The organism is Vibrio thalassae (assembly GCF_900089835.1).
In the GTDB taxonomy this organism is placed as follows: domain Bacteria; phylum Pseudomonadota; class Gammaproteobacteria; order Enterobacterales; family Vibrionaceae; genus Vibrio; species Vibrio thalassae.
In genome coordinates this window covers 70,407-82,031 of sequence record NZ_OANU01000064.1, presented here as the reverse complement: position 1 = coordinate 82,031, position 11,625 = coordinate 70,407, and the positions used below count along the sequence as shown (strand labels likewise).

Genomic DNA, 11,625 nt, shown 5'->3' with positions numbered 1-11,625 from the left:
AGAGCTCAGTCTAGTGGTGATATTTATTACTCTCTATTGGCGAAATTGCGCAAATTTAGTCGGTAGTTAATGCAGTTTCCCAAATAAAGTTTCAGTAAAACTACGTACACAAATGGAAGGCTAAATGAGACTTGTCGGTAACCGAAGGCTCACGTTCAACATCATTCTCCTCTCGATAATGCCATTGATAATCGTGGTAGGAATTGTTGCTAGTATCATGTTCTCTCAGGCAAAACAGTTAGTGGAAGAACAGGTAGCCCTGACGAGAAGCAATGTTCTTGCCGTTAAAAAGCAAGAACTCAAACAGTACGTAGAAATGGCACTCAAAAGCATCGAACCTTACTATCGTAATCCATCATTGACCGAAGAGTTGGCGAAGCAAATTGTTGCTGAAAAGTTGAGCAGCCTCACATATGGCAACGATGGTTACTTCTTTGCTTACACTTGGGATGGCGATGCGTTGGTACTGCCTTATCAACCAAATCGAATCGGCAAGAACTGGTGGAATGTCGAGGATGTACAGGGTAAGAAGCTACTTCAAGAATTAATAAGAGTAGGCAAGAGCGGCGGCGGGTTTGTTGACTATTTATGGCACAAACCATCAAAGAAAGAGCCGTTGCCCAAACTGAGTTATGCGGTGTCTCTCGACAAATGGCAATGGATGATAGGCACAGGGGTATATCTTGATGATATCGAAACACAAGTGACTCACATGCAAAATGGTTTTGACCAAAGTGTCGGGAAAACCAGCACAGCCCTATTTGGTTTGGTTTTTATTGCCGTTTCGGTGATTGCCATGCTCGGAGCCTCCCTGAACCTTAATGTACGCCGCTTAGCGAATCAGCAACTCAGTGTCTTAAATCAGCAAATTATCGATTCTCAGGAAAACGAACGAAGCCGAGTATCACGAGAGCTGCATGATGGCGTCAACCAACTGTTGGTCGCGGCTAAATACCGTCTAGAAAATGTCACCAAAGAAAACGATAACGTTGAAAAAGAGGCCGAATTAAGCGCAAGCAAAAATGCGATGGAACAAGCGATCGTCGAGCTAAGACGGATTTCTCGTGATCTTCGCCCCCCACAGCTAGACGACTTAGGATTGGTGGCCGGCATCGAAGCCTACATCAACGAACTGCGCCAGCGAACCCAGCTAGAGTTAGTGTTTGAACATGATATTGAGGGAGAGGATTTGTTACCAGAGGTCGAAACAACCCTGTATCGAGTCGTCCAAGAGGCGTTGCACAACGTTGAAAAGCACGCCAAAGCACAAGGTGTCGATGTCATCATGCAAAGGGAAGGCCGTTTATTGATATTAACTGTCAGTGACGATGGGATTGGTATTCCGGCCAAAAAGCTTAAATCAAACAAGCGAGCACAACCAATATTTGAACATATGGGACTACAAAACATGAAAGAACGGATTCAAGCAATCGGTGGCTCATTTACTGTCACCAGTGAGCAAGGGCAAGGTACAGAAGTACGAGCGACCCTAAATATGGAGGTAATATGATTAAACTGGTATTGGCTGATGATCATCGATTAATGCAAGATGGCCTAAGGTCACGCCTAGAGCGTGAAGACAACTTCGATATTCTTGCGTGTGTCGGCACCGGACATGAAGCGTTGGAGAGCACCATGGCACTCAAGCCAAATGTGTTATTGCTTGATATCAATATGCCTGGTCTTAATGGTATAGAAGTGCTTGAAAAACTAGAAAAAAAACAATCAAGTACCGCTGTGATTATGCTCTCCATGCATGACAGCAGAGACTATGTTATTCGCTCAGTGAAAGCGGGAGCAAAGGGTTATGTCCTTAAAGACGTAGGCTCGGAAGAACTCGTTATGGCCATAAATCAAGTCGCCAATGGCCGATCATACCTTTGCCCACAAGCATCAGATCGATTACTTGAGCAGATTAATGACAAACCTAAGCCCAAAGATGACACCTTAACCAACCGAGAATCCGATGTTCTAAAAGCCATCGTCAACGGGCAAGGTAATAAAGATATCGCGCAGACACTGCACATTAGCGTACGTACAGTGGAAACCCACAGATTACGCATTAAGAAAAAACTTGGCGCAACGTCGACCGCGGCATTAGTCAAACTAGCACTGCAAAAAGGATTGGTTAACGAATGAGCTATGATTTGCTTTCAAGTCGACAGCCTATCTTAGATAAAATAGTGTTCTTCTGTGCCGTTATTCGTTGCGGGTCTTTCAAAGAAGCTTGTTTGCAACAAGGGATTTCTACAGCAGCAGGGAGCCGCTGGGTTAAAGAACTAGAGGAAGCGATGTCGGTTGAACTGGTTAAGCGAAGTACGCGTCAAATAGCCGCCACTCAAGCAGGCCAGATGCTCTTTGAACGCTTTTCTCCGCTCTTACCAGAACTGCGCAGTTTATGTGAAGAAGTACAAAACTTTGCAGAGGAACAGCGCGGTGAAATAAAACTTTCATCCACACCGCTGTTCGCTCGGCAATATCTGACCAAAATAGTCGCGGAATATATTGAGATGCATCCTCAAGTGAACTTTAAGATTTTTATCGAGGCAGGGAGTTTTGACCCGTTAAATATCGACTTTACGTTTCGCGCCAGTGCCAGTTACCAAGGAGAACATGAGGAAGATTCACTGTTGATACGTCGAAAGTTACTGCGTGAACCTCTGTATTTGTGCGCCTCACCGCATTACCTAATCACCCATGGGATCCCAAAAACTCCTGATGAACTGAGCCAACATCGCTGCCTATATGCACAAACCTTAGTGGGTGAAAACAAGTGGTGCTTTCAACGAAATGGGACCACTGAAATGGTCACCATAAAAGATACTCTTGAGTGTGATAACAGTGAAATGTTGCTCGACCTTGCGCTAGAGAACGCTGGAATCGCTTACCTGCCCCATTCTCTTGTCAGCGATAAGATTGCAAAGGGAGAGCTGCAACACATCATGCAAGATTATCAATGTGCCAGTTTTGATATTGACCTGTTTTTCCGGCCACGCTCACCAATGCCAGAGCGTTGTGCCGGTTTCAAACAGTACCTCTACAAACGCGTCAAAGAACTCCATTGTTCCTAAATTGGAATACACAATCTCTTTATTTGCAGTTAACAACAATGAGCTCTCGATCTAATCTGAAGCCATCGTTTGAGTCAAACAGTCAATAAGGAAGGTTGATGTGGTCGAGCAATTAACTCCCGAACAAGCTGCAACTTGGGTTCATGATGGAGACGCGGTGCTCCTTGGCGGATTTATCGGCAGTGTCGTCCCGGAAGCGATCGAACGCGCCATTGGTGAACGATTTGCTCACTGCCAACACCCTAAAGATTTGACCTTGGTCTTTGCCGCCGGACAAGGCGATGGCAAAGATCGAGCCGTGAATCACTTGGCTCAGCAAGGTCTGGTTAAGCGAGCCATAGGTGGACACTGGGGGCTAGTTCCTAAACTACAAAGGCTTGCCGTCGATAATCTCATCGAGGCTTACAACCTTCCACAAGGTGTCATTTCACATCTATTAAGAGATACCGCAGCCGGAAAACCAGGAACCTTGAGCAAAGTTGGGCTCGGCACATTTGTCGATCCAAGAGTAGAAGGTGGAAAGGTCAACTCAGCCACTCAAAAAGACTGGGTGCAAGTCGTTGAATTACTCGGCGAAGAATATCTTTTTTACCAAAAGCTTCCTCTCGATGTCGCAATCCTGCGAGGCACTACGGCTGATGAAAACGGCAACATCACTATGGAAGATGAATGCCTAATCGTTGAAAGCTTGGCAGCGGCACAGGCCGCTAAGAACGGTGGTGGCAAGGTCATTGTGCAAGTAAAACAGGTGGTTGAATCAGGTAAACTTGATCCTCATGCCGTTAAAATTCCTGGAATCTTTGTAGATGCCATTGTCGTTTGCCACGATCTAAGTGAACACATGCAAACCTTCGCGACGATTATGAATTCAGAGTTCGTAGGCCGTAATACACCAGAAAAGTGCGCGTCATCACCCTCTCCTCAACACGATAATCTGCTTGATGCAAAAACCATCATTGCGCGACGAGCGGCGTTAGAGCTGGAGGCTGATTCCATCCTTAATTTGGGTATTGGAGCACCAGAATATATCGCAAAAGTGGCCACGCAAGCTGGCATACTCGACCAATTTACTCTTACCGTGGAACCCGGAGCTGTGGGAGGAATGCCGCAAAGTGGGCTAGATTTTGGTGCCTCAAAGTATCCCCAAGCCATCATCTCACAAGATCAGATGTTTGATTTCTATGATGGTGGTGGTGTCGACCAAGCATTTTTAGGCTTAGCCCAATGCGATCAACATGGCGATATCAATGTCTCTCGATTTGGTAACAAAATCGCCGGATGCGGTGGTTTTATTAATATCACTCAGAATGCAAAGAACGTCTATTTCTGCGGCACCTTTACCGCTCAAGGGCTGCAACTTTCCGTCGATGACCAAAGGTTAACTATTGTTAAAGAAGGACGACAAAGAAAGTTCATCAACCAAGTAGAACAGATTACCTTTAGCGCCAAACAAGCTATGTTAAGCCACAAGCCAGCAATGTACATCACTGAAAGAGCCGTATTTCGCTTAATAGAGGGAGGACTGGAACTAATAGAAATCGCTCCAGGCATCGAGTTAGAACGAGATATACTTCGATATATGGACTTCGACCCTGTTGTTAGTCCATCCCTCACTACGATGGATTCAGCCATATTTAAGCCTGACTTCCAGGTCAAAATAACCAAGCTAGGCGATGCAGGCCAGTGAAAGTTAGCGTGCTCGCCCCTTTCACTGGTTATTCACCAGAGCTAGTTATTTAGCTCTTTCCCTCTTTCAATAGCCGCAGTTAATGCCATTCTAGCCTCTTCTTCGGATATTGGTGTGGTGCGCTTTGTTACGTCCATCAATAGGAATGATGTCTTGTTATCTTTGTTGTCTTGTACGCCTTTTTCCACAACCGTTAAGTTAGGATACGTTGATTCAAGTACACAAGCCCCTATGGCGGCAATACCCAAAGGAAGCTGACGTTCAGCAACTTGCTTTGCCGCCGCTGCCGTCCCTTCAGGAACAGCAAGTTCTTTGGCACCTACTTGACGTTTCCAAGTCTTAATTTGTTTTAAGGCCGCAGGGTGAGAGGCAATTAACGTAACTGGCTGTTTGGTTTTCACGTCGTCACTATTCATCAAAACACACATTTCTATTGGTGTTGTGATAAAGCCTTTTACATCAACGACTTTATAGTTCTGGAATGCTTCGACCGTCGCCTGTACCAATCGTCCATCAATGGTTGAGTTCTCTACAGTACTAAAAGCCAACCCTCCATGTTCAAAGGCCATTTTAAGCGTGTTACTAGGGGTGCCTGAAAAATCCACAGGCGCTACCAAATTCGGTTGTTTAGAGAAGAGTTGGGTAATAGCACAGGGTGAGATCGCGAAGGTTTTTAAACAAAATTACGATCGATTTGACGATCATATTTAGCTGTGATCATATACTCCCTTTTTAGGGAGAGTATTATGCACATTGACCACTTCAAAGTACATTTTCAAGCGGTCACCATGAATGAAGATGCGTGCTAGATACACAAAGATCACGGTGCAGAGAATCTATCATGCTTACGTCATATGAGTTTGAACATGCTCCGAGAAGAGCCAACCAAGCTAAGCATTGTTGGTAAGCAAAAGCGCTGCATGATAAATACATCGATGCTAGAGGCTGTATTAAGGGCTGGTTTTAGTCAGGTGATGAAAAACTAGACAATCATGCGGTCACCCTGGCCATCTACCTTAGCAGTTATTTTACTAAATAATTGCCTATCCGCTGTGATGCCTGTAGTGTTTTGCGGCTATTCAACTCAATACTGACAGCCTCGAGCAATGTTCATTCAGTTCCAATAAAAACAGGTCCCAATATCGAGATGCAATATTGGAACCTGTTACACGGACTCATATTTCTTTTATGGCTAAAACAAGTTTGCCGCTAGAGCTAACTTAGATTTTGCCTACTAGGTCTAAAGACGGCGCTAGTGTTTCTTCACCTTCTTTCCATTTAGCTGGGCAAACTTCACCTGGGTGAGCGGCAACGTATTGTGCTGCTTTTACTTTACGCATTAGGTCTTCTGCGTTACGGCCAATACCTTCTGCTGTGATTTCCATTGCTTGGATAACACCTTCTGGGTCAACTAGGAAAGTCGCGCGGTCTGCAAGACCTTGACCTTCACGCATTACACCGAAATTGTTAGTGATTGTGCCTGTTTGGTCACCAACCATGTAGTAGTTGATTTTGCCAATTGTGTCTGAGCTGTCATGCCACGCTTTGTGTGTGAAGTGTGTGTCTGTTGATACTGAGTAAACTTCTACACCGCGCTCTTGTAGCTCTGCATAGTGGTCAGCTAAATCACCGAGCTCTGTTGGGCAAACGAAAGTAAAGTCTGCTGGGTAGAAGAAGAATACTGCCCACTTACCTTTCACATCTTGCTCTGTGATGTCTACGAATTCGCCTTGTTTGAATGCAGTTGCTGAAAATGGCTTAATAGTCGTGTTGATCATAGCTTTACTCTCTCAATGTAGTCGTATTAATTAGTGTGGCGCTGTTCTGCGCTGATGGGACTATATTGCTATACGGCCACAATTTTGAAAATTCGTCCTTCCCTATCTATTCGATTGGTAAAATCTATCAAACAGCTTTGATGGTCAACGCCGCTTAAAACAATATGGGTATCAGGGATAGAACGTAGGGTCTGTACACAACACCCAACGTCATCCGTCCACCTCTCAATCCAAATAGAGAAAGCGAGGGTCAGTAACTTTGAGTATTTCCATTATTGTTGTTCGTCAGTTTTCTTTGCAAACCTCTACGAGAGATGGCTTCAATTTTTGTTGACATCAGAAGTGTTATAGCTAATATTTCGACAATTACAGAAATATATGTCATGTGATTTGTGAGCACTGATTAAAGGTAACAATAAGGCTCGGTTTGACCAGTTAATCAAGGCGGCTCCGATCTTTGGTAAGTTACTCAGCGCCGTCGCAAGTGATGCTCACTTTTTGCGTAAGGCCATTGAACCTGTCGCGGCCGACGATGCCTTTTTTCACGAATTACTCAATATGCATCAAGCTATCCACGAGTCTGGTAAGGCACTGAGAACACCACTGTTAATTATGCGTACCGATTTTATGGACGATGCTCGACTTGGGCCTCAACTTATCGAATTTAACGGTATCGCTGCGGGTATGGGTCCATTTGGACAACGAGCCCATGAGCTTCATCGATACCTGCAAACTCAGCAGGACCAGACCTTTGCGAAATGGAGCCAGACGTCTTCACTTGAGTTAATTCCTAACCCTGCGATTGCGAGACTGGCTCAAGGCATCGTTTTCGCTGCAAACACCATCAAAAAACACAGTAACGAACCAGGACCAACGAAATTTTTGATGGTTGTCCAAGAAAATGAAGACAATATCTTTGACCAGCATTTACTGGAGAAACAACTGCATCTCTTAGGCATTGAAACGTACCGACGTACTTTCAAACAACTTCACCGAGCACTTTCCACTGGAGACAACGACCGATTAGTGTTGGAAGGCGTCGGTGGCATCGATACGGTGTATTTAAGAGCGGGCTATCAATACTGTGATTACCTTGCGGAGGATATTGATCAACAAAAATGCTGCGACACTTTAATGAAAACGCGCATCTTTATTGAGCAACATCGTGTCGCAGTCAACGCGACGGTGAGTCAACAATTAGCCACCAGCAAGCGAGTTCAAACCCTATTGACCTCAATGACAGCCGAACAATTACTCACTTTTGGATTGACCGAGCAAGAAGCAAAGATGATTCAACCATTGCTCGGAGATATGCGACCTATCGACGCAAAAAGCTATGATTTCATTCAAGCTGACGACGTTAGCAATTGGGTATTAAAAAACCAAGGAGAAGGGGGTGGGCACTGTATTTTTGATAAGGAAATTCCATATAAGTTAAAGACTCTCACACCCGAGCAATACCCTACTTGGGCGTTAATGCGAAGAATCCATCCCACACCACGAGCCATACCCGCGCTGGTTGTCCGGGATGGTGAACCACATGTTGTTCATGACCTGATTAACGAAATCGGCCTATTTACCGTACATATGTCAGGATCCCCCGCCACTGCTGACAATGGCTACGCTGGTTACTTGGTTCGTAGTAAAGCTGCAACGACCACCGAAGGCGGAGTGCACAGTGGACTTGGTGTCCTTGATTCACTCGCCTATAACGACTAGTGAGCGCGTTTAAAGTTACACACGCCAGAGGTGTCCTGTTCTACCTGACACTCTTTGACTAGTTTCTGTTTCAACTCGATACGAGCGCGGCGCAGTCACGCTTTGGTCGCCGCTAACGTTAGACCGTATTTTTGGGCGTAGTCAAGTTGAGGTAAACCATTCAAATCGCACATTTCGATAATGTGTCGGTCGTCATCCGATAGTTTGGGCAAAATACGCGGCAAACAGGTTTGCAATTGAGTCATAACAGGCAATGAAGTATCAGAGGTGTAATGGTCGCCAATATCCTCCAATTCAATTTTTTTCGTAGCCTACCAATGAAATGATTTTTGGTGACCTTAAACAGCCATGCTTTACCATCGGTTAGAGAGCAAAACTTCTGGCTGTTACTCATCACCTTAAGAAACACCTCTTGCCCGAGCTCTCTCGCGAGCTGCGTAAAACGTTCCGCAGTAACCGCACAATTGTTACACCCTGAGCCATATACTTGAATTATTTTCATCATCATCTCCAATCAATAAAATCAGTAATACGCATTAAACAGCCACCCCAAAACGGAGATAGCAAGCAGTAGATATCCTGCAAGCAACCCTAGAAAGCGATATTGCATCACTTGCTTCAACATCATAAATTCCGGCAAGCTCACGGCTACCGCCCCATACAAAAAGCCAACGTCGTTCCTAAAGGCATTCCTTTTTGAATCAAGGAAGCCATTATTGGCACCACACCTGAAGCGTTGGTGTAGATCGGAATAGCCGTGAGTGTCGCTAATGGAACTGTCCACCATTGACCATTTGATAAGTGTTGTTCAAACCATTGCGCGGGAACAAAACCATGAATAAACGCCCCAATACCAACACCGATAATCACCCATTTCCAAATACGCTTAACAATCGTCCTTGTTTCGTTCATTGCAAAGGTATGTCGCTGTCGATGATTCAAGGTCGAGGGCGCGACAACTGTGTTCTGTTTGTGATTGTGCTGGTCGTCAAGATAAGCACTGGCAAGAAACGGTTGTAGCCAGCGGTAAGCCTTGAAGAAATCGACGATCATGCCAGCCAAAATACCTAATAACATCCCAATCGCGACGTACATCACCGTAAATTTGAGCCCTAAAATGCTCCCGAGCATAATCACCACGACTTCATTAATAAGGGGAGAGGTAATTAAGAAAGCAATCGTAATCCCAATGGGAATCCGTGCAGAAACAAACTCCATGAACAAAGGAATAGAACTGCAAGAGCAAAACGGCGTTATCGCTCCAAACAAAGAACCTAAAACGTAACCCATACCGCGGTTCTTGCCGCTCAAGTAGTCTCGAACTTTCTCAACACTCAAACTCGCCCTTAGATACGAAATAACGTAAATAACAACCATCAATAGAACGAGAATCTTGCTGGCATCTTCAATAAAGAAATGAACGCCTGTCCCTACAGGAGTGTCAGGTTTGAACCCCATGATCGAGTAGCTCAACCAATCGGCAAAATAAGTGAATGCATCCAACATTGATGTGCCCTTGAAATGTGTTTCTATTTACAACACGTTTGGGCGTACAAAAAGGATGCATTTTTTATGAATGCGTATCTTTTTGATTTTGATGAAATAGAATTGATATTGCTACGGTCTGCTCTCATCAACGTATCACCAATTTGCTGTTTACTAAAACGTGAATCACATTCGGGGAAGATTATGTGGATCAAAAAGAATCATCGCTGGGCTCTGTCTGAAAACGAAGCAACGCCAGAGTCTGTCTACAAAGAGCGTCGAGACATACTAAAGAAGCTCGGTATTGCTGTCGTCGGCATGCCTATCGCGGCTAATGCCCAAGCGGGCATACTGGATATCTTTTCTTCCGATGAGAAACCCGTCACTGATAGTCGAATTGATCTCAAAGCCACTAAACCACAACAATACCAAGCCGACCTTTCGTTAACGCCAGAAAGTAAGGTTCTGAAGTACAATAACTTCTATGAGTTTGGTACTGATAAATCCGACCCTGCGAAGAACTCGTCGGAGTTTGTGGCAGACCCATGGACTGTGCAAATCGACGGGCTGGTCAACAACCCAATGAAACTCGACTATGACGACATATTTAGTAAATTCACGTTAGAAGAGCGCATCTATCGCCTTCGCTGCGTCGAAGCATGGTCTATGAACATTCCTTGGATTGGTTTCCCACTTGCGGACATCATTAAAATGGCCGACCCAAAAAGCAGTGCCAAATATGTTGCTTTTGAAACCCTCTACGATCCTAAGCAATTCTCGGCTCAAGGTTCATTTAGTAGCATTGAATACCCTTATGTCGAAGGACTTCGCCTTGATGAAGCCATGAACCCTCTAACTCTGATTTCGGTTGGTTTATACGGCAAAACACTCGCCCCACAAAATGGCGCTCCACTTCGACTGGTTGTGCCATGGAAATATGGATTTAAGAGCATCAAATCGATTGTTCGTATTCGTCTCACCGACCAAGAGCCACCAACAACGTGGAATCGTCTGGCTCCTAATGAGTATGGCTTTTACGCCAATGTGAACCCTAATGTCGACCACCCACGTTGGAGTCAAGCCAGTGAACGTTTCATCGGAGAAGGTAGTGTCCTCAGTACACGCAGGCAGCCAACCCTCATGTTCAACGGTTATGAAGAAGAAGTGGCGCATCTATACAAAAATATGGATCTGAGGAAGTTCTATTGAGAAAGCTAACGCCAAAAGCGATCATCGCGCTAAAAGTCGTCATCCACGCAATATCATTGGCATTTTTAGCGCTGCTTGTCATTGCTATTAACACCGATAACTTAGGTGGCGACCCGGTACAAGGCATCATCCACTACACCGGTATTAGCGCGTTGAATACCTTGTTTCTCACCTTGCTGGTTTCTCCTTTTGCAAAATGGACGAAACAAGGTTTGCTTGTTCGTGTACGACGACTTTTGGGGCTGTACAGCTTCTTTTGGGCGGTGCTTCATTTGGTTGCCTTCGCGACACTCGATTTAGGGTTGGATTGGCGCTTATTAGCCTCTGAGATCGTTAAACGTCCATATCTCACCGTCGGCGCGGCAGTATGGGTGATTTTGTTGCTTCTGGCGGTCACCTCCACTCAATCAATACAACGTAAAATGGGCGCAAGATGGCAGAAGCTGCATAACTGGGTCTACTTGGCTGCCATCTTGGCACCGATTCATTTTTATTGGTCGGTAAAATCCGAAGTGGCGGAGCCCACTATCTACATTGTGATCGCCATTGGTTTACTTCTCGCTCGTTGGAAGACGTTGAAACAGCGAGTATGTCGAAAAATACTATCCAGTTGAACGATTTACTATTCTTAGACTAAGCTGTGTAAGCAACCAAAGTATTAATCTAAGAGGCACGC

The 11,625-nt window shown here is 45.0% G+C and carries 10 protein-coding genes and 2 pseudogenes; 8 read left to right on the top strand and 4 right to left on the bottom strand.

Translation table 11 applies throughout. The features are described 5' to 3' along the window. The first annotated feature begins 124 nt into the window (after positions 1–124). The 4 genes from VTH8203_RS16335 to VTH8203_RS16320 all read left to right on the top strand — a co-directional run bounded on the left by VTH8203_RS16335 (position 125) and on the right by VTH8203_RS16320 (position 4,758). Positions 125–1,510 (top strand): cache domain-containing protein, encoded by a 1,386-nt coding sequence (locus VTH8203_RS16335; RefSeq protein ID WP_096994624.1) that lies wholly within the window; start codon positions 125–127, stop codon positions 1,508–1,510. Beyond that, entirely contained in the window at positions 1,507–2,139 is a 633-nt protein-coding gene (locus VTH8203_RS16330; protein WP_096994623.1) for a response regulator, read from the top strand. The genes VTH8203_RS16335 and VTH8203_RS16330 overlap by 4 nt, the downstream gene beginning before the upstream one ends. After that, positions 2,136–3,071 carry a LysR family transcriptional regulator gene (locus VTH8203_RS16325; RefSeq protein WP_096994622.1) on the top strand — a complete coding sequence of 312 codons (936 nt, stop codon included), beginning with the start codon at positions 2,136–2,138 and terminating at the stop codon, positions 3,069–3,071. Before VTH8203_RS16330 ends, VTH8203_RS16325 begins: the two co-directional genes overlap by 4 nt. 100 nt (positions 3,072–3,171) lie before the next feature. Beyond that, positions 3,172–4,758, top strand: a complete 1,587-nt coding sequence (locus VTH8203_RS16320; protein ID WP_096994621.1) for an acyl CoA:acetate/3-ketoacid CoA transferase — start codon at positions 3,172–3,174, stop codon at positions 4,756–4,758. A 41-nt stretch (positions 4,759–4,799) separates the two neighbouring features. Here the strand turns inward: VTH8203_RS16320 and VTH8203_RS16315 are convergent, their stop codons facing one another. Next, the gene (locus tag VTH8203_RS16315; protein WP_244181240.1) at positions 4,800–5,363 is read right to left on the bottom strand and encodes a prephenate dehydratase domain-containing protein; all 564 of its coding nucleotides are present in this window, start codon (positions 5,361–5,363) and stop codon (positions 4,800–4,802) included. 177 nt (positions 5,364–5,540) lie between these two features. Between VTH8203_RS16315 and VTH8203_RS16310 the strand changes: the two are divergent. After that, positions 5,541–5,744 (top strand): annotated as a pseudogene (locus VTH8203_RS16310) (transposase); the annotation flags it as partial. A gap of 234 nt (positions 5,745–5,978) precedes the next feature. On the opposite strand, the gene ahpC reads toward VTH8203_RS16310, so the two are convergent. Next, a complete protein-coding gene (ahpC, locus tag VTH8203_RS16305) occupies positions 5,979–6,536 on the bottom strand; it encodes an alkyl hydroperoxide reductase subunit C (protein ID WP_096994620.1) in 558 nt (185 codons plus the stop codon). Between the two features lie 399 nt (positions 6,537–6,935). On the opposite strand from ahpC, the gene VTH8203_RS16300 reads away from it, so the two are divergent. After that, entirely contained in the window at positions 6,936–8,255 is a 1,320-nt protein-coding gene (locus tag VTH8203_RS16300) for a glutathione synthase (RefSeq protein ID WP_096994619.1), read from the top strand. A 95-nt stretch (positions 8,256–8,350) separates the two neighbouring features. Here VTH8203_RS16300 and VTH8203_RS25130 read toward each other — a convergent pair whose 3' ends face one another. Together VTH8203_RS25130 and VTH8203_RS16290 are read right to left on the bottom strand one after the other, a co-directional pair. Continuing rightward, on the bottom strand, positions 8,351–8,548 hold the full coding sequence (locus tag VTH8203_RS25130; RefSeq protein WP_167385833.1) for a hypothetical protein: 198 nt from the start codon (positions 8,546–8,548) through the stop codon (positions 8,351–8,353). 230 nt (positions 8,549–8,778) lie between these two features. Beyond that, positions 8,779–9,761 (bottom strand): annotated as a pseudogene (locus VTH8203_RS16290) (permease). Positions 9,762–9,944: 183 nt separating this feature from the next. On the opposite strand from VTH8203_RS16290, the gene msrP reads away from it, so the two are divergent. Both msrP and msrQ read left to right on the top strand, forming a co-directional pair. Continuing rightward, positions 9,945–10,949: a protein-methionine-sulfoxide reductase catalytic subunit MsrP gene (gene msrP, locus VTH8203_RS16285; protein WP_096994663.1), complete on the top strand. Its 1,005-nt coding sequence runs from the start codon at positions 9,945–9,947 to the stop codon at positions 10,947–10,949. Next, positions 10,946–11,563 carry a protein-methionine-sulfoxide reductase heme-binding subunit MsrQ gene (gene msrQ, locus VTH8203_RS16280; protein WP_096994618.1) on the top strand — a complete coding sequence of 206 codons (618 nt, stop codon included), beginning with the start codon at positions 10,946–10,948 and terminating at the stop codon, positions 11,561–11,563. Before msrP ends, msrQ begins: the two co-directional genes overlap by 4 nt. Positions 11,564–11,625: the final 62 nt, after the last annotated feature.

Bases quoted from the DNA above. Each gene is read 5' to 3' on its own strand.
- VTH8203_RS16335 (WP_096994624.1), top strand. From the start codon at position 125: ATGAGACTTGTCGGTAACCGAAGGCTCACGTTCAACATCATTCTCCTC.
- VTH8203_RS16330 (WP_096994623.1), top strand. From the start codon at position 1,507: ATGATTAAACTGGTATTGGCTGATGATCATCGATTAATGCAAGATGGC.
- msrP (WP_096994663.1), top strand. From the start codon at position 9,945: ATGTGGATCAAAAAGAATCATCGCTGGGCTCTGTCTGAAAACGAAGCA.
- VTH8203_RS16325 (WP_096994622.1), top strand. From the start codon at position 2,136: ATGAGCTATGATTTGCTTTCAAGTCGACAGCCTATCTTAGATAAAATA.
- ahpC (WP_096994620.1), bottom strand. From the start codon at position 6,536: ATGATCAACACGACTATTAAGCCATTTTCAGCAACTGCATTCAAACAA.